16 protein-coding genes are annotated in these 18,247 nt (G+C 31.1%); 8 read left to right on the top strand and 8 right to left on the bottom strand.

Features of this window, described 5'->3' with window-relative positions; translation table 11 throughout:
• Positions 1–13 precede the first annotated feature (13 nt).
• The 4 genes from pflB to FHR24_RS09130 all read left to right on the top strand — a co-directional run bounded on the left by pflB (position 14) and on the right by FHR24_RS09130 (position 5,508).
• Positions 14–2,239 (top strand): formate C-acetyltransferase, encoded by a 2,226-nt coding sequence (pflB, locus tag FHR24_RS09145; RefSeq protein WP_167187320.1) that lies wholly within the window; start codon positions 14–16, stop codon positions 2,237–2,239.
• A 136-nt stretch (positions 2,240–2,375) separates the two neighbouring features.
• The gene (gene pflA / locus FHR24_RS09140; RefSeq protein ID WP_167188298.1) at positions 2,376–3,125 is read left to right on the top strand and encodes a pyruvate formate-lyase-activating protein; all 750 of its coding nucleotides are present in this window, start codon (positions 2,376–2,378) and stop codon (positions 3,123–3,125) included.
• Positions 3,126–3,135: 10 nt separating this feature from the next.
• Positions 3,136–4,392, top strand: coding sequence for an L-lactate MFS transporter (locus tag FHR24_RS09135; RefSeq protein WP_167187317.1), 1,257 nt, complete (start codon positions 3,136–3,138; stop codon positions 4,390–4,392).
• Between the two features lie 114 nt (positions 4,393–4,506).
• A complete protein-coding gene (locus FHR24_RS09130) occupies positions 4,507–5,508 on the top strand; it encodes a P-loop NTPase family protein (RefSeq protein WP_167187314.1) in 1,002 nt (333 codons plus the stop codon).
• A 19-nt stretch (positions 5,509–5,527) separates the two neighbouring features.
• Here the strand turns inward: FHR24_RS09130 and FHR24_RS09125 are convergent, their stop codons facing one another.
• The 6 genes from FHR24_RS09125 to FHR24_RS09100 all read right to left on the bottom strand — a co-directional run bounded on the left by FHR24_RS09125 (position 5,528) and on the right by FHR24_RS09100 (position 10,317).
• The gene (locus tag FHR24_RS09125) at positions 5,528–6,268 is read right to left on the bottom strand and encodes a LuxR C-terminal-related transcriptional regulator (protein WP_167187311.1); all 741 of its coding nucleotides are present in this window, start codon (positions 6,266–6,268) and stop codon (positions 5,528–5,530) included.
• Positions 6,269–6,505: 237 nt separating this feature from the next.
• Positions 6,506–8,101, bottom strand: coding sequence for a bacillithiol biosynthesis cysteine-adding enzyme BshC (bshC, locus tag FHR24_RS09120; protein ID WP_167187308.1), 1,596 nt, complete (start codon positions 8,099–8,101; stop codon positions 6,506–6,508).
• A 120-nt stretch (positions 8,102–8,221) separates the two neighbouring features.
• Positions 8,222–8,968 (bottom strand): Dph6-related ATP pyrophosphatase, encoded by a 747-nt coding sequence (locus FHR24_RS09115; protein ID WP_167187305.1) that lies wholly within the window; start codon positions 8,966–8,968, stop codon positions 8,222–8,224.
• A gap of 46 nt (positions 8,969–9,014) precedes the next feature.
• A complete protein-coding gene (locus FHR24_RS09110) occupies positions 9,015–9,272 on the bottom strand; it encodes a DUF6952 family protein (protein ID WP_167187302.1) in 258 nt (85 codons plus the stop codon).
• Positions 9,253–9,564, bottom strand: a complete 312-nt coding sequence (locus FHR24_RS09105; protein ID WP_167187300.1) for a thioredoxin family protein — start codon at positions 9,562–9,564, stop codon at positions 9,253–9,255. Before FHR24_RS09105 ends, FHR24_RS09110 begins: the two co-directional genes overlap by 20 nt.
• 114 nt (positions 9,565–9,678) lie before the next feature.
• Positions 9,679–10,317: a peroxiredoxin gene (locus FHR24_RS09100; RefSeq protein WP_167187297.1), complete on the bottom strand. Its 639-nt coding sequence runs from the start codon at positions 10,315–10,317 to the stop codon at positions 9,679–9,681.
• A 229-nt stretch (positions 10,318–10,546) separates the two neighbouring features.
• On the opposite strand from FHR24_RS09100, the gene msrA reads away from it, so the two are divergent.
• The 4 genes from msrA (at position 10,547) to FHR24_RS09080 (ending at position 14,009) form a co-directional block, all read left to right on the top strand.
• Positions 10,547–11,128, top strand: a complete 582-nt coding sequence (gene msrA, locus FHR24_RS09095) for a peptide-methionine (S)-S-oxide reductase MsrA (protein ID WP_167187294.1) — start codon at positions 10,547–10,549, stop codon at positions 11,126–11,128.
• A 78-nt stretch (positions 11,129–11,206) separates the two neighbouring features.
• Positions 11,207–11,503: a phosphoribosylpyrophosphate synthetase gene (locus FHR24_RS09090; RefSeq protein ID WP_167187291.1), complete on the top strand. Its 297-nt coding sequence runs from the start codon at positions 11,207–11,209 to the stop codon at positions 11,501–11,503.
• Between the two features lie 52 nt (positions 11,504–11,555).
• Positions 11,556–13,322, top strand: a complete 1,767-nt coding sequence (locus FHR24_RS09085; protein WP_208412321.1) for a TrkH family potassium uptake protein — start codon at positions 11,556–11,558, stop codon at positions 13,320–13,322.
• 6 nt (positions 13,323–13,328) lie between these two features.
• Positions 13,329–14,009 carry a potassium channel family protein gene (locus FHR24_RS09080; RefSeq protein WP_167187288.1) on the top strand — a complete coding sequence of 227 codons (681 nt, stop codon included), beginning with the start codon at positions 13,329–13,331 and terminating at the stop codon, positions 14,007–14,009.
• 61 nt (positions 14,010–14,070) lie between these two features.
• Here the strand turns inward: FHR24_RS09080 and FHR24_RS09075 are convergent, their stop codons facing one another.
• Positions 14,071–15,465 carry a glycosyltransferase gene (locus FHR24_RS09075; protein WP_167187285.1) on the bottom strand — a complete coding sequence of 465 codons (1,395 nt, stop codon included), beginning with the start codon at positions 15,463–15,465 and terminating at the stop codon, positions 14,071–14,073.
• A gap of 215 nt (positions 15,466–15,680) precedes the next feature.
• A complete protein-coding gene (gene ligA / locus FHR24_RS09070; RefSeq protein WP_167187282.1) occupies positions 15,681–18,158 on the bottom strand; it encodes an NAD-dependent DNA ligase LigA in 2,478 nt (825 codons plus the stop codon).
• Positions 18,159–18,247: the final 89 nt, after the last annotated feature.

The following is an 18,247-nucleotide window of genomic DNA, read 5'->3' as shown; positions in this document are numbered from 1 at the left end:
AATTATATATACTATGAAAACTTTAGAAGTAAAACCAAGTCTAGACAAAAATGTCGTCAGTGTAAAAGAATTTGTATACAAAAACATTACTCCTTATTATGGAACTGATGAATTTTTAGTTGAACCGAGTAAGAAAACAAAAAAACTATGGGAAGTTTGTAAAATTGCTACCCAAGAGGAAAGACAAAATAACGGTGTACGTTCTATAGATACCGAAACTATATCTGGAATTGCTAACTTTAAAGCGGGATATATTGATAAAGAAAATGAAGTAATTGTAGGTTTACAGACAGACGAATTACTAAAAAGAGCTATGAAACCTTTTGGAGGTTATAAAGTAGTTTTAAAAGCATTACAAGAACATGGCTTAGAACCTAGTAAAAACATACAAAACCTATTTAGTAAATATGTTAAAACACATAACGATGGTGTGTTTGATGCTTATAATGCTGAAATTAAAAAATTTAGATCTTTAGGTTTTTTAACAGGTTTACCTGATAACTATGCTCGTGGTAGAGTAATTGGAGATTACCGAAGAGTAGCTCTATTTGGAATTGAGAAATTAATTAACGATAAAAAATTAGATTTAGAGAACATAACAGGTCCTATGTGCGATGCAACAATTCGTTTAAGAGAAGAAGTTGCAGAGCAAATTAAAGCTCTAAAGGATATGATTGTAATGGGGAATCATTATGATTTAGATTTAAGCCGTCCTGCTCAAAATGCAAGAGAAGCTGTACAATGGACTTACATGGCTTATTTAGCAGCTGTTAAAGAACAAGATGGTGCTGCTATGTCTTTAGGAAACGTATCTACGTTTTTAGATATTTTTATAGAAGAAGACTTAAAAAATGGAGTAATTACCGAAGTAGAAGCTCAAGAATATATAGATCAATTTGTGATGAAATTAAGAATGGTTCGTCACTTACGTATGGCTGCATATGATGAAATTTTTGCAGGAGACCCTACTTGGGTTACCGAAGCTATTGGTGGTATGTTAAATGATGGTAGAACAAAAGTTACCAAAACAGCTTTCCGATTTTTACACACATTATACAATTTAGGTCCATCACCAGAACCAAACATTACGGTATTATGGTCTCCATTATTACCTGATAATTTTAAAAAATACTGTGCAAAAGTTTCTATTGACACCTCTTCTATTCAGTTTGAAAATGATGATTTAATGCGTACTTCTAGAGGATCTGATGATTACGGAATTGCATGTTGTGTATCATATCAAGAAATAGGGAAACAAATTCAGTTCTTTGGAGCACGTACCAACTTAGCAAAAACATTGTTATTGGCTATAAATGGTGGTAAATGTGAAATTACAGGAACTCAAATGGTAAACGGTATTGAACCTTGCACTTGTGAATATTTAGATTTTGATAAGGTAATGGCTAATTTTAAAATTGCCATGAAACAAGTAGCCGGAGTATATAATGATGCTATGAATATTATTCACTACATGCATGATAAATACTATTATGAAAAAGCTCAAATGGCTTTGATAGATACCAATCCACACGTTAACATTGCTTATGGTATTGCTGGTTTATCTATTGTTGCCGATTCTTTATCTGCTATTAAATATGCAAAAGTAAAACCAATTAGAAATGACCAAGGTTTAACAGTAGATTATATTATTGAAGGAGAGTTTCCTAAATATGGAAATGACGATGATCGTGTAGATATTTTTGCACATAATGCGGTTAAAGATTTTAACAATGAATTAAAAAAATTACCCGTTTATAAAAATGCAGAATCAACCATGTCTGTATTAACTATTACATCTAATGTAGTATATGGTAAAAAAACAGGAGCAACACCAGACGGTAGAGATAAAGGAGTTCCGTTTGCACCAGGAGCAAATCCAATGCACGGACGTGATACGAACGGAGCTATCGCTTCTTTAAACTCAGTAGCTAAAATTGATTATAACGATTCTCTTGATGGAATTTCAAACACTTTTTCTATTGTTCCAAAATCATTAGGAGCAAATAAAGAAGATCAAATAAACAATTTAGCAGCAACGCTAACTGGTTATTTTGAACATGGAGCTCAACATTTAAATGTAAATGTTTTAGACAAAGAAACTTTGTTAGATGCAATGGAACACCCAGAAAATCACCCACAATTAACCATTCGTGTATCTGGATATGCCGTTAACTTTATTAGATTAACCAGAGAACAACAATTAGAAGTAATTACTCGTTCTTTTCACGAATCTATGTAGAAGATTTTCTATTTATATATAATTATCAGGGATTCAAAAAAATAAAATTGACTCTTTATTAGAGCCCACTTTTTATTAAAAAAGTACAACTAGTATTTTTTTGAATCTCTTTTTATCAACCTAAAAACCGACCCCTATTAAAACTTCAGAAACCACATTAAGCGTTCATTCTATTGAATCTTTTGGGACTCATGATGGTCCTGGAATTAGAATGGTGATTTTTTTACAAGGTTGTAAATTAAAATGTTTGTATTGTCACAACCCCGATACTATTGACACACATGGAGGAACAGAATATGAAATTGAAGATTTGGTGCAAAGAGCCATTAAGATGAAATCTTATTTTGGAAACAATGGAGGAGTTACCGTTTCTGGGGGAGAACCTATGTTACAAGCCAAAAACATTCTTACTTTTTTTAAACGATTAAAAGAAGAAAATATTCACACCAATATAGACACCAACGGAAGAGTATTAAACCACCCAGTAATGCAAGTGTTAGACAATTACACAGACTTAGTAATGTTAGACATTAAGCATGTAACAGAAAAAGGCTACCAATACATTACAGGTAAAAAAAACGCACAAACTTCATTTAATTTTGCAAAATATAGAGAAGATTCTGGTAAAAAAATGTGGTTGCGCTATGTTTTAATCCCAGAAATAACCAACAAACCAGAGCTCCTACATGCTTTAGGAGAACAATTTAAAAACTATAAAACTATAGAAAAAATAGAATTACAACCTTACCACAAATTAGGAATTCATAAATGGGAAGCTTTAGGTTGGACTTACGAATTAAACGATGCTAGAGAAAATACACCTGAAGAATTAGCGCAAGCTGCACAAATTTTAAGCACGTATTTTAAAGAAGTTAAAATTAATTAAAATAAAAACTATGAAATCACAAAAAATAAAAAACCGTTGGTTAATTGCTGCTTCTGCCGTAGGAATACATATTTCTATTGGATCAGTCTATGCATATTCTGTAATGACAAACCCTGTTAAAGATGTTTTTGGTGTTGAGGGTAGCGTTATTAAATGGGCTTTTAAAATTGCAATATTACTTTTAGGGCTATCTGCTGCTTTTTTAGGCAGATGGGTAGAAAAAGTAGGTCCAAAAATAAGCGGAACTACAGCCGGTATTTTTTATGGAGTTGGTATTTTAGGTTCTGGTTTAGCTGTACAAATTGAGTCTTTAACCTTGTTTTATATTTGTTACGGAATTATTGGTGGTATTGGTTTAGGATTAGGATACATTACCCCTGTTAGTACTTTGGTTAAGTGGTTCCCAGACAGAAGAGGTTTGGCAACAGGTATGGCAATAATGGGTTTTGGTTTTGCAGCTTTAATTTTTGGACCCGTAATGGCTAAATTATTTGAAACAGTAGGTGTTTCTAATGCTTTTTACATTTTAGGTATTATTTATATGGTCTTAATCCTATCCTCTGCAAACTATATTGAAAGACCTCCTGTTGGCTATGTTCCCGAAGGCTACAAACCTGGAGAAGGAAAAATAATTAAAAAAGATTTATCTAATATTAGCGCTAATGAAGCTTTAAAAACTTCTAGATTTTATTATATCTGGGTAATGATGTTCATCAATATTTCTTGTGGTATTGCTATTATATCTGCTGCAAGTCCAATGATGCAAGAAAAATTAAACTACACACCTATGCAAGCTGCAGCTATTGTAGGATTTATTGGTGTATTTAACGGCTTAGGAAGAATTACATGGTCTACCTTATCAGATTATTTAGGAAGAGCAAATACGTTTATTATCTTTTTTGGTTTTCAAATATTAGCATTTTACTTTTTACCTAAAATTGGTATTGAAAGTGTATTTTTAATCGTTCTATTTACCGTAATCACAATGTATGGTGGTGGTTTTTCTACATTGCCCGCTTTTTTAGGTGATTTATTTGGCACAAAACAATTAGGAGCTATACACGGAATGGTATTAGCTGCTTGGGGATTGGCAGGAGTTGTAGGTCCCACCATATATGATGTTGTAAAAGAAAAAACAGGTTCTCTAGATGTCACATTAGTTATTTTTGCAGGTTTGTTTGTTATTGCATTTTTCATCTCTATTTTAATGAAATTACAAACTATAAAAGCATATAAAGCACAGAAGTTAGTAGTCGCTTCTGCATAATTTTTCTTTATTTTTTGTTGAAAAAAGTCGTCTATTTTTAGGCGGCTTTTTTTGTGTGATTTCATAAAATAAATACATAACTTATTCAAGCTATAAAACGACCCCTAACTCACTATGACAAAGATTAATTTCAAAATTTTCATCAAACAACTTATTCAAATAGATTTTTTAGGAAAAGATTCTTACCGCGGTGTAAGTCTAACTTATGCCTGGCTAGCTAACCAACTAGGACACTTTACATTAGGATTATTCCCCAGTATTGTTTTAAGTGTTATATTTAGAGATACACCTCCTATTGTATTTAGTAAATGGGTAGCTATTTCTTGGTTTAGCTTTGAAGCTTTGAACTTAACAATGCCTTTATTTGCTTCTAAAAAGGATCGTGTTTTTAAACCTGACTGGAAGAATTTAATCTACGATACCATTACTGATGTTTTATACTTTGTACTAGGAGCTATGTTTTCAGCTTTATTAATTTCTGAACCTACTCCTTTTTTAATTTGGATGAATCTTGGTTTAGTAGCTCTTTTATTTTATCCATTTGTAGATTGGTATACCATGAGAATTTATCAACAATATGCTTATTTTCCTTTTCAATTTAGGTTGTCTCAATGGAAAGGTGAATTTTTAGATGATGAAGAAAAAGCAATTGTAAAAAATTATATATCTACAGGAAGTAAGAAAAACGCAAAAGGAAACCATATCTTAATTTATGGAAGTGTTCATGACGGAAAATGTAATTTAGGAGTTGCTATTGCTAATGAATTAGCTCTGTGTAAACAAGCCTGTACCTACATAACAGCCACAAAGCTATATAGTCATTTTTTTGAAACTCATCAAGACTTAGAAACTTTATGGAATTGGCAAAATTCAAAATTTTTAGTTATTGATGACATCAATCCTGATAAATTAAAAATTACCAAACCCAAAGATTTTTTATATTATGTAGATACTTTTAAAAGTATAAATGAAGAAAACAGAAAAATTCTTAGAGAAAAAAATATTATTTGGGTATTGGGTGTAAATGAATTGGATCAAAAAGAGGAATGGACGGGATTACTTAGCACCATTGGTGTTGAGTTAAAAAACATTAACATTGTAAACTTATCTTACTAACTTGATTAATAAGATAAGTTTACAAAATATTATTTTGATAAGCAAAACCTATTAAGTGAGGTAAACTTTTAACTCCAAATCTTTTATACATAGGAATAATTCTCTTTTCTATGGCAGATTGAGAAACTCCTAATTCTTCTGCTATTTCTTTAAAAGCGTAACCTTTTGCTGCCAAAGCCAAAGCTTCTTTTTCTTTTCTAGAAATAGCATAATGATTGAACAACTCTTTATTTAAAGCTTCTTCAAACTGAGCTACTTGAGGTCCATAAGCAGCGTACTGCATTACATTTCCTAACCTTAATGTTTTTATAACTTCAGAATACCCTATAATTTCTTCAATTTGACCGTTGGTAGCCTTATGTACACCTACTCTGGAAAAGAGTGGAACTACAGAACCATCTTTATGAATTTTTTCTAATTCTAACGTAAAACTATATTCAGTTAACCCCTCTTTAATACCTTTAAAAAAGACCATTGCTTTATCGTTTAGCTCTCCAGAAAACTTTAGAAAACGAGGTGTAGTAATACTTACAATAGTAAGCATCGTTATTTCATCATCTTTGTATCCTAAAATTTCTTCCCATCCTTCTGCATAAACCATTCTATTCTCTTTAAAAGAATATATATAAACAGCTTGATTAGGGAAACTTGGTAGAGTATTTTTGTAATACTTGTATACCTCGCTAGATTGATCTACAGGAGTATTAGTTAACAAACTTTTAGAGTAGGTTCCTATATCTTTAGTATTATCTATTTTCATTAATAATTAAAAACTACGTAAAAACGCAGTTGTGAGTTTTTGTTATCAAACTTATCTTTGTTAATGTAAGATACTTAAAATCTTAAACATATATAATAATAATTATTAAAAATAAGTTATTGTATTATTTCGAAAAAAAATTGGGGAAAATTTGCTGTGAAAAAGAAAACATTTATCCAATATTAAAAAAAGTATTAGTTAGTTCTAATACTTTTTTTATACCTAAAAACCAACATACTATAACTTTACAACTGTAAACTTAAGCGGTATAGGGTTTAGTTTTTTTAAAAGCAAATCAATAATTTTACTCCCATACTCTTGATAATAATCAGAAAAATTTCGCTGTCTTTCTTCTAAAGAATGATTTGGGAAAAGATCATTTTGCAAAATTTCTATTCTAGTAACTAATTCGTACATCTTTTTCTTCTCTGCTTTTAACAATCTTTTTTCTAGAATATCTAATCCTTTTAATTGTTTTACTTGCTGCGCTTTTACTGCTCCTATAAAAGATTTATCGGTTTGATTTGTTAAATCTTCTAACTCTTTAAACGTTTTTACCAATTGATTTCTTTTACTTTCAAAATCAAAATTAACAGTAGATAATTCGTTTACTTTTTTCTTAATCAAATCGTTTTGAGACAGAAAAAAATCTTGTAAATCTAGACCTAATTTGGTTGCTTTTTGTTGTTGTTTTTCACTTACCAACAAGGCAGAATTTCGTAATAACAAAACAGGAAATGGAACATTAAAACTAGCAAATGTAGATTTTAATTGCATCCAATAAGCCAACTCTCCTCCTCCTCCTATATAACATAAATTAGGCAAAATTACTTCTTGATACAAAGGTCTTAATAAGGCATTACCTGATACAAATTCTAATTTGTCAGAATTCTTAAACAGCTCTTCTGCAGATGAAAAGTGTAAGTCGGTATTTAAAACTTTATAAACACTATTCTCTTTTACAATACGTTCTCTAAAGCCATCTCCTATATAAAACAAGTTAATTTCTCTAGGATTTACTTGAATATTGTAGTCCGAATTCTCTAATTCTACATTGGTTTTTGTAACGTTTTTAAAACTAGTTTGTTCTTCTAATTCCTGTAAAGCATAGGGTTTAAACAAATATTTTAAATCTTTATCATCACCATCAACAACCACCAAACCATATTTTCCAAACAATGCGTTTACCAAATAACGAGAAGCTTCTGTTAAATTAGAATGCTCCAAATAAGCTTTTTTAAACAAATCTCTTAATTCGTTTGCGTAATCACTACTGTTTAATAATGCTGAAAATTGCTCATAAACCTCATCTAAACCCTGCGTATTTAATCTACCAACGGCTCCACTGGCTTCTCTTTTCCATGAAACTTTGGTGGCATTGAAATTAAAATATTGAATCTCTTCAAAATCATGATCTTCTGAGGCCATCCAATAAATAGGTACAAAATTATGTTTAGGATAGGTTTGTTTTAATTGTTTACACAAGTTAATAACCGATACTATTTTGTATAAAAAATACAAAGGTCCCGAAAACAAATTTAATTGATGACCTGTAGTAATGGTAAAAGTAGTAGACAATACTAAATTTTCTATATTTTGCTGAGTTTCTTTAGAAATATCAATTTTTTGATATTGATTTTCTAAAGCATTTACCAAAGTTTTTCTTGTAGCGTTAGAATAAGATTGAGATTTCTCTTCTATTTGTGCTTCAAAATTTTCTATAGAGGGAAAACGATTATAAAACGGTTTTATACTTTCCTTTTCTTCTAAATAATCTAACATTATTTTAGAAAAATATCCGGTGTCTTTATAAGGTATTTGTAAGCTTTCCATAAAAAATTATTGCTAGGTAGTAGGTCGTAAAATAATGCTTTAATTACGACTATTAAATTACAAATTAACAATTAAAAAAGTTCAACTGACAATCAATAAGATAGCGTGTTGCAAAAATAATTACAAGTCTTGTTTAGCTGTAGTTGGCAATAAATCACAGTACCAAAAACCGGTATCCCAATTTACTTCTTTGTCTTTCTGAAAACAATTATCATCATCATTAGCTGCTGGTTGATATGTTTTATGCACTTTATCTCCTATGGTAAATGTTACTGCATTTTTAAAAATAGGACCCTCAAAAACAAACGTATGAAATTCTCCATTTTCTCCACAAACATCTACATTGCTAGGTAAGTCTTTTATAAATTGCTCATCAATAACTCTCCCCACAAAACTTTTGTCTAAATATTGTGCGTTTACACAAACTGTAATGGCTTTAAAACCTAAGTCTAAAAACTCTTGCAACAATGCTTTTGTGTCTTGTTTCCATAATGGATACAGACCTGTAATGCCTACTTCAGCTAATTTGGCATCTCTATACGCTTTTAGATCTTCTAAAAAAATATCACCAAAAAAACAATGTTGATAATTGTCTTTAAGAATAGATTCCATGGCAGTTTTCATGGTATTGTCATATTCTTTCATGGTTACATTTCCAGAAAACTCAATTTTACGTAAAGGAATTCCAATAGAAGCTGCTTGAGCCTCTAACAATTCCTCTCGCAATCCGTGCATAGAAACTCGGTTTACATCTTTGTTTATATTGGTCAACAAAAAATCAACCTGGTATTCAGATTGATTCAATGTTTTATACAAAGCTAAAGATGAGTCTTTTCCAGAACTCCAATTAAAATAGGCTTTAGTCATATGTTTTGTTTGTTTTATCTTCTTTTGATTTAGCCTAGACTAAATTTTATTTATCTATAGAACCTAAAACACGTTTCATAAAACCGTTTAATGCTTCTTTTTGAGGAACTCCTTTTTTAACCTCTTTATCTACTTCTATAGCTCCGTAAAGGTTAGAAATAATTTCTCCAATTACATCTAACTCTTCGTCTTTTAAAGAACTAACTTCTGTTAATGCTTCTAAAGTTTCTAACGTTTCGTGAATATAATCTACGTCGTTCTCAGCAATAAACTGAGTCATGTGTTTAATTACTGGCAGCTTCATCTATAAATGATTTTAAAACATCTGTTTTGTTAGTTTGAACTTGACTTACGAACGCTCCGTTTTTAAAAACAGCAAAAGTTGGTAAATTTGTTACATCTGCTAATTTTCTAGATTCTGGATTATTTTCAGCATCTACTACTAAAAATTCAGCTCCTTCTACTTCTGTAGAAAACTTTTTAAATTTAGGTTTCATAATTCTACAGTTTCCACACCATCCGGCAGAAAATTGTACAAAAACCAACTCATTTTTTGATACTTCTTCTTGAAGTGTATCTGTGGTTAATTCTCTCATAATCAATAAATTTTAAAAATAATTATTTTATTTAATAGATACTAAAAAACCGGATGATTGATTTCATCAATAATAAGCATCCGGTTAATTTATATGAACTTTTAAACTAATTTCTTAGTTTTTTGCTAAATAAGCTGCTGTACCTTTAGCATTTGCTTGCATAGCTTCTTTACCTTCTTCCCAGTTTGCAGGACAAACTTCTCCGTGAGATTGTACGTGTGCATAAGCATCAATCAATCTTAAAAATTCGTTTACGTTACGTCCAACTGGCATGTGGTTTACACCTTCGTGAAATACAGTTCCTTCTTCATCAATTAAGTAAGTAGCTCTATAAGTTACATCATCTCCTTCTTTAGAAATAGTTTGTGTTTCTTCATCATAAACCTCTGTAGAATCTAAGATTCCTAAAGCTTCAGATAAGTTACGGTTTGTATCTGCTAACAATGGGTAAGTAACTCCTTCAATTCCTCCATTATCTTTAGCTGTACTTAACCATGCAAAGTGAACCTCAGCAGAATCTACAGATGCTCCAATAACCACGGTGTTTCTTTTTTCAAATTCTGGTAAAGCTGCCTGAAAAGCGTGTAATTCTGTAGGACATACAAAAGTAAAATCTTTTGGGTACCAAAATAAAAGTACTTTTTTCTTGTTGTTTACTGCTTCTTCTAACACATTGATTTGGAAAGTATCTCCCATATCATTCATTGCATTTACTGAAATGTTTGGAAATTTTTTCCCTACTGCTGTTGCCATAATTGTTATTTTATAATGATTAATTGTATTAATTTCTACGACAAATTTAAGGTCAATATTCAATTAAACAATAGTATTTCTATTTAATGTTTTTATCATTGTATTGATTTTATTGATAGTTATAAAATACACATCAAATTTTCTTATTACACACATCTATCCTTAGTAAATTCAATTGTTTTTGTAACTTTCATAATTGGTTACGACTTATCATTCAAACAATACAATCATGAGATTTTTACTTGCCTTTCTGTTTACCACCACTCTATTTGCACAAACCACTAAAGCACCTACAGATGCTAATTTAAAAGTAGCCTATTTTGCTAGTGGTTGTTTTTGGTGTGTAGAAGCTATTTACGAAAGTGTACCTGGTGTTGCAGAGGTTATTTCTGGATATGCTGGTAGTCCAGCCAAAAATCCTACCTATAGAACTATTCACCAAACAGGTCATGCAGAAACGGTTGCTGTCTATTACAACCCTAATAAAATAACTTTTAAAGATTTGGTTAACGTGTACTATGCCTCACAAGATCCTACTACTTATGGTCAAAAACCAGATTTTGGTAAAAACTACCGTTCTATTATTTTTTACAGCACTAAAGAAGAACAAAACATTGCTTGGGATAAATTTAAAGAGATTGACAAGCAATACAATGGAAAAGCAGTAACGACTATTCTAGAAATTGATCATTTTTATTTTGCAGAAGATTATCACCAAAATTACGAGAAAAACAATCCTAACAATTCTTATATACAAGCAGTATCTAAAAAAAGATTGGCCAAGTTTAAAGCTGCTTATTTTAAAAAATAACTTGATAACAATCAACTTTTCTACAACCTTGTTTTTAAGTAACTTATAGGTATCTAAGAACCTATAAAATTTCACAACATGAAAACAAGAGATTACGATACTTTATCACAAGCAACCAACGATTTATCTGAAAAAGGCTACAAAGATAGTTTTACAGCTAAAAACGACACCATAACAGCATTGTATGCTAAAAAAGAATATCAGCCTAGCGATTTAACCATTGATGAAAGATATAGGTTTGAGGGAATGACCAATCCTGCAGACCAATCAGAATTATTTGCTATTTCTGCCAACGATGGAACCAAAGGGACTTTAATAATGTCTTATAGTGCAGAAAGCAGTCAGAATAGAGATTTGATAAAACAAATTAAATAAGCCTTTGCTATATTGCTTAACCGTAGTACTTTTATACTATTAAATACATGGTTTGAAAAATATAATTTTAAATAAAATAAACCATCTTCTTATTTATAGAATTACATTTCTATTAAGCTTGACGGGGATCTTTGTTTTAATTGTCGACTACGGTTTTAACCAATCTATAAAAACGCAGTTATTTGTTAACGAAATTTACTTTTTAATTTTAAGTTCGGGAATATTCTCAACCATCATTCGCTACCTTAAGCTCAGTAAATCTTTAACCAAAAGAGTTGTTTTGTTTGATGGATTTAGTATTCTAATTATACTATCTGTTATTTACATCCATTTTTTTTCAGAACAATCTCATGCACATCTCTCTATTTTTTATGATGATATTTGGATAAAACTTGCGATTATTTTAACCTTTATTAGGGAATTTGCAGAAAAAAAAATCACCTACAAAAGAGCCTTTTTAAACCCAGCTCAATTGTTTATTATCAGTTTTTTAATTTTAATATTTTTAGGAGCATTACTATTAATGCTTCCCAATGCTACACATACGAGTATTTCTTTTTTAGATGCTTTATTTACAGCCACTAGCGCTGTTTGTGTAACAGGATTAATTGTGGTAGATACTGGAACTTTTTTTACAGAATTTGGCCAAATTATTCTGTTACTTTTAATTCAAATTGGAGGCTTAGGAATTTTAACTTTTGCCAGCTATTTTAGTTATTTTTTTAAAGGAGGTTCTACTTACGAAAACCAGTTGGTATTAGGAGATATGACCAATGCTCAAAAAATGAGTGAAGTGTTTACAACCTTAAAAAGAATTTTGTTTATCACTTTTATTATAGAAACTATAGGTGCATTTTTAATTTATACTAGCCTAGATAGTTTGTTGTTTGACTCTTTTGTTAAAGAGGTGTTTTTCTCTATTTTCCACTCTATATCAGCTTTTTGTAATGCGGGGTTTTCTACCTTACCTAACAGCTTGTACCAAACAGGGTTTAAATACAATTACACCTTACAGTTTATTATTATCACTGTTTTTATGCTAGGAGGTTTAGGTTTTCCTATTGTTGCTAATGTTATTAAATACTCTAAATACTTTATAGTTACTAGACTTTTTAGAAGAACACACCTTAACTACAAACCTTGGGTTTTAAATTTAAATAGTAGAATTGCATTAATTACCACAATTACCTTAACTATTGTAGGAACACTTTTATTTTTATTAAACGAATACAATCATATTTTAACCGACCAAAAAGGATTTATAGGTAAATTTATAGCTTCCCTTTTTGCTGCAACCACTCCTAGAACATCAGGGTTTAACACCATTGATATGGGAGCGTTGCAAAACTCCTCTGTTTTATTAATTATTTTACTAATGTGGATTGGAGCCTCGCCAGCATCTACAGGTGGTGGTATTAAAACCAATACGTTTGCCATTGCAACTTTAAACTTTTTTAGTTTGGCCAGAGGAAAATCTAGAATAGAAATTTACCGTAGAGAAATTGCAGAAGTATCTATACGTAGAGCATTTGCTATTATTTCTTTATCTATAATAGTAATTGGATTTGGAATTTTTTCCATTTCTATATTCGATCCTCAAATAAATATACTTAGTGTAGCTTTTGAGTGCTTTTCTGCCTACAGTACCGTAGGTTTAAGCTTGGGAATTACAGCAACCTTAAGTGTTTATAGTAAATTTGTACTTATTGTTATTATGTTTATTGGTAGAGTAAGCATGCTTTCTATTTTAATTGCTGTTTTTAAAAAAGAAAAACATAAAAACTACCGTTATCCTACGGAAGAAATTTCCATAAATTAACTTCTTATGAAATACATTATTATTGGTCTTGGAAACTTTGGATCATCCTTAGCAGAAAAACTAACAGAACAAGGAAATGAAGTCATTGGTATTGATACCGATATGTCTAAAGTAGATGCTTTTAAAGAAAAAATCAGTCACACCATTTGTATGGATGCTACAGATGAATTTACCGTAACCGGATTGCCTTTAAAAGACACAGATATTGTGGTAATTGCAATTGGAGAAAATCAAGGAGCCAATGTAATGGCAACTGCTTTGTTTAAAAGTTTAAAAGTAAAACGATTAATTAGCAAAGCAACCAACCACATTCACAAAAGAGTGTTACAAGCTATTGGGGTAGATGAAATTGTGCTACCTGAAGAAGAATCTGCAGAACGTTGGGCTAAAAAATTATGTTTAAAAGGTATTGTAAATTCTTTTGAGCTAAGTAATGAATACAGTATTGTACAAGTTAACATGCCCGAAAAATACAATGGGAAAAGTATTTTAGACATGCAAATTAAAGAGAAGTACAATTTACTTGTTTTAACAACTATTTCTAACCGTCAGGTAAATACCGCCATTGGAAAAACAAGAAATGAAACCAAAGTAAAAGGCCTGGCAGATCCTCATGATATTTTGTACAAAGATGATGTTTTGGTTATTTATGGAGCCAATAAAGACATTCAACGTTTTTTAAAGTAAAAGCCAAAAATCACTTAAAAAAGTAGCTTTTGGCAGGGAAATATATAAAGAGTATCGATTTTTACTTTTGTGACAATCCACGAGTTAACCAACCACTACGTCCAACGGTAGCTATAGCATAAGGTGAAATCCAAAACAGTCCAAAGGTATATAAAACACTATAGGCATATGCCCATAAAGATTCTGATGCATTGTATTTTTTAGCATAAAAAAGCACTGAAAAACTTGAAACAACTAATATTCCTAACAATGTTGAACTTAAAAACAATAAAGGATGTACTACGATAAAAAACAACATAAACAGTAAAAAAGGATACGTCATTATAATGGTTAAAAATTGATTTATAAATAACAATCGTGCTCCAGCTTTAGATTCTTTTCTAAAATTGGTAAAAACATATTTACTCATAGCCAAATTTTCACGAACATTACTTCTACCCCATCGAATAAACATTTTGTACAATCCCTCATATTTTTCTGGAACATCTGTTAACACAATTGCATTACGTTGAAAAAGTACTTTTTCACCTTGCTTTAAAATCATGTTGGTCATCGCTTGATCTTCACCAATATCTGAAGCAACTCCCATAAAAGTTTGACTAATCCACTCTGGAAGGCATTTAAAAACAGCTGAACTTCTATATGCTGCCAAAGCTCCTGGGGTACACAATACAGATCCTAACTGGCTTTCTGCCGAACGTACAAATTCAAAACTCATCACAAAATTCACGTTAAGCATTTTAGGTAGAATTGCATTTTTATGGTTCAACACACGAACATTACCAGCTACTGCTCCACATTTTTCATCTACTACAAACGGACTCACCAAGTTTCTTAATGTGTCTGTTTTAATAATTGAATCACTATCAATTGTTACAAAAATTTCTCCTTTACCTAAATTAAACCCATGGTATAATGCATGTCTTTTCCCCATGTTTTTAGGTTGCTTAAAAATAAGTAATCGATCCCCTAATTCTTTTTTGGCTTCATTCATCCAGTGCCAAGTATCGTCTTTACTTCCATCATCAATTGCCAATATTTGTAATTTATCTTTAGGAAAATCACTATTAGCAACACTCAGCAATGTTTGATAAACCAAATTTCCCTCATTGTAAGCAGGCACAATAACAGTACAAGTTGGTAATAACTCATTAGATACAGACTCTATTGATTTGTATTGGATATACAAAAACACGTTGTATATTAAAAATAATGCTTTAAATACCAGCAACGCAACTGTCATCACAAGAAAAGTGAATCCTATTGGCGAATTAATTCTATCTTCATTAAAAGTATAAAACTCGGGTTGCAAATAGTAAACTAAGGCTGCACCACCAACTAACAACAACATTGTTGCTGATAAAATGATTCGGCTAGATAGTACGTTCTTAGAGGTTTTTGATTCTTTTACATTGTCGGTTTCCTGATCGGAAAAGAAAGTATTTTTGGATGACATAATTTTGGTTTTTATAGTGGAACTTAATTCTTGTATAATTGTTTTCAGTATATAACAAGCAACTGTTATTCCAACAACAACTCCACCTATAAATCAACCACTTACAAAAATCAATATTTTTATAAGTGTGTAAAAAATACTCATCAATTACCCATTCTCCACTTTTAAACCACTTTTGGTATACAAATAATCACCTAACTTAATACCGCTTTTGTCTATACCATCTCTAAAAAATCATCTTCAGAAATTATAGTTATTCCTAAGTCTGTTGCTTTTTGCAATTTGGCAGGTCCCATATTGTCTCCTGCAATTATATAATCCGTTTTTTTAGATATAGAACTACTTACTTTTCCGCTATTGTCTTCTATTAATTTCTTCAATTCATTTCTAGACACTTTGTGAAATACTCCAGAAACTACAAAGGTTTTTCCTGACAAAGTATCTGTTTGGTTTTGCAGCACTTCTTCTGATAAAGAAAACTGCAATCCATATTCTTTTAATCTAGCAATTAACACCTGATTTAAAGGCTCGTTTTTAAACGCGATAATACTTTCTGCAATTCTATCACCAATTTCATCTACCGCTATTAAAGTGTCAAAATCGGCTGCAAATAAAGCATCTAAATTTTTAAAAGCATTGGCTAGTTTTTTTGCAACGGTTTCTCCCACAAAACGAATTCCTAAAGCATACAATACTTTTTCAAAAGGGATTTGTTTAGAAGCTTTAATTCCTGCAATTATATTCTTAGCTCCTGTTTCTCTAATTCCAACAACTCTTCTGTTAGCTATTTTACTAATTGTTTCGTTAAATTTCTCGTATTTATCTTCAAAAACAGCTATAGATTTTAACTCATCTACATATTTTATTTGTTTTGATGCATTTAACAATTCATCAAAAGAAGTATCAAACAAATTGGCTCCTTTTTCTTTTCCATTAAATTTTAAGATTAAAAAGTCTGACAAAGAAACATATCCTTTTAGGGCTACAAATTCACTTAAATTTTGTTTTAAAACAATCTCATATCTATGTTTAAAAATTCTTTTAAACTTACCTAACACCTCTGCATCTTTGGGTTCTAGTGTATATTCTGTATGTAATAAATCTTGAATAGCTTCTATTTTTGAGGCCAACAAACTAGCCAGCCTTTTAGAAACATTTGCATAACCCAATCCGAAAATTGCATTTTCTATAGTTATTTGAAGTTTGTTTTGATAAACCAATCCAGACACTTCACTATCGTATGCTTTTTCTACATTTAAAATAGTATCATACGTTAAAGCATACAGATCGGCATAATTTTCTATCAATCCAACATCGCAAAGCAAATCAACCGTTTCTCCTCCCAATCCATCAACATCCATGGCTTTACGGCTAATAAAATGCTGAATTCTACCCGAAACTTGTGGTTTACAACCATACTCATTAGGACAATAATGTTTGGCATCTCCTTCTTTTCTAACCAACGGAGTATTACATTCTGGACAATGAGTAGCGTATAATGTTGGCAAAGAATCTGCAGGTCTTTGTGTTAAATCTACTCCCACAATTTTAGGAATAATTTCTCCTCCTTTTTCTACATACACCTCATCACCTATTCTAATGTCGTGCAACGCAATTTGATCTGCATTGTGTAACGAGGCTCTTTTTACCGTAGTTCCTGCCAATTGCACTGGCTCTAAATTGGCTACGGGAGTTATAGCTCCTGTTCTACCTACTTGATACGTAATTTGAAGCAATTGAGTAGAAACTTGCTCAGCTTTAAACTTATAAGCAATTGCCCAGCGTGGAGATTTTGCGGTATACCCCAACTCTTCTTGCTGACGAATATTGTTTACTTTAATTACAATTCCATCCGTTTCATAAGGCAAATCAAAACGAGCTTTGTCCCAATATTCAACAAAAGCAACAACTTCATCTATAGAACTTACTACTTTTATAGTTTCTGGTACTTTAAAACCAACCGTTCTTGCTTTTTCTAAAGCTTGAGCATGACTGGTAAATTCGTTATTATAAGTCAACACTTGATACAGCAAACAGTCCAACGGTCTTTTAGCAACCTCAGCACTATTTTGTAGTTTTAAACTACCACTAGCGGTATTTCTTGGGTTTTTATAAATTTCTTCTCCTGCCTCTTCTCTCGCCAAATTCATTTGATTGAATCCGTCCAAAGGCAAAATAATTTCTCCTCTAATCTCAAAATTATCCACAAAATCTCCCTGTAATTTTAACGGCAAAGATTTAATGGTTTTTACGTTGGCTGTAACATCATCTCCCTGCACACCATCTCCACGTGTTACCGCTTTTACCAACACACCGTTTTCATAAGTTAGGTTGATAGAAGCTCCATCGTATTTAAGTTCGCAGGTATAGGTAATTTCTCCTTCTATAATTTTAGAAATACGTTTTTCCCAATCTAACAAATCTTCTTTGCTGTAGGAGTTATCTAAAGAATACATTCTGTTTTTGTGAACTACCGTTTCAAAATTTTTGGTAACAGCTCCTCCTACTTTTTGAGTGGGAGAATTTTCGTCTGCAAACTCAGGATGTGCTTCTTCTAAAGCCTGAAGTTCTTTCAGCAACATATCAAAATCATAATCAGAAATAGTTGCATTGTCTAACACATAATATTCGTAATTGTGTTTGTGCAACGTATCTCTTAAATTTTCTATTTTTTGCTGAATAGGATGCTTCATTTTTGTAAAAATTTTAAGCGTAAATTTATGACGATTATTTTAGATACCACAACAATAAAAATTGATATTGATTATATATTTATTTCCAA

Origin of the sequence: Wenyingzhuangia heitensis (genome assembly GCF_011762155.1) — a bacterium.
GTDB classification, from domain to species: Bacteria; Bacteroidota; Bacteroidia; order Flavobacteriales; family Flavobacteriaceae; genus Wenyingzhuangia; species Wenyingzhuangia heitensis.
The sequence above is the reverse complement of the archived record's forward strand: the minus strand, read 5'-3'. Positions and strand labels throughout refer to the sequence as shown.

Coding starts and splice junctions, on each gene's coding strand:
- FHR24_RS09130 (WP_167187314.1), top strand. CDS start 4,507: ATGACAAAGATTAATTTCAAAATTTTCATCAAACAACTTATTCAAATA.
- FHR24_RS09115 (WP_167187305.1), bottom strand. CDS start 8,968: ATGACTAAAGCCTATTTTAATTGGAGTTCTGGAAAAGACTCATCTTTA.
- FHR24_RS09080 (WP_167187288.1), top strand. CDS start 13,329: ATGAAATACATTATTATTGGTCTTGGAAACTTTGGATCATCCTTAGCA.
- FHR24_RS09100 (WP_167187297.1), bottom strand. CDS start 10,317: ATGGCAACAGCAGTAGGGAAAAAATTTCCAAACATTTCAGTAAATGCA.
- pflB (WP_167187320.1), top strand. CDS start 14: ATGAAAACTTTAGAAGTAAAACCAAGTCTAGACAAAAATGTCGTCAGT.
- FHR24_RS09125 (WP_167187311.1), bottom strand. CDS start 6,268: ATGAAAATAGATAATACTAAAGATATAGGAACCTACTCTAAAAGTTTG.
- FHR24_RS09090 (WP_167187291.1), top strand. CDS start 11,207: ATGAAAACAAGAGATTACGATACTTTATCACAAGCAACCAACGATTTA.
- FHR24_RS09075 (WP_167187285.1), bottom strand. CDS start 15,465: ATGTCATCCAAAAATACTTTCTTTTCCGATCAGGAAACCGACAATGTA.
- FHR24_RS09105 (WP_167187300.1), bottom strand. CDS start 9,564: ATGAGAGAATTAACCACAGATACACTTCAAGAAGAAGTATCAAAAAAT.
- msrA (WP_167187294.1), top strand. CDS start 10,547: ATGAGATTTTTACTTGCCTTTCTGTTTACCACCACTCTATTTGCACAA.
- bshC (WP_167187308.1), bottom strand. CDS start 8,101: ATGGAAAGCTTACAAATACCTTATAAAGACACCGGATATTTTTCTAAA.
- FHR24_RS09135 (WP_167187317.1), top strand. CDS start 3,136: ATGAAATCACAAAAAATAAAAAACCGTTGGTTAATTGCTGCTTCTGCC.
- FHR24_RS09110 (WP_167187302.1), bottom strand. CDS start 9,272: ATGAAGCTGCCAGTAATTAAACACATGACTCAGTTTATTGCTGAGAAC.
- ligA (WP_167187282.1), bottom strand. CDS start 18,158: ATGAAGCATCCTATTCAGCAAAAAATAGAAAATTTAAGAGATACGTTG.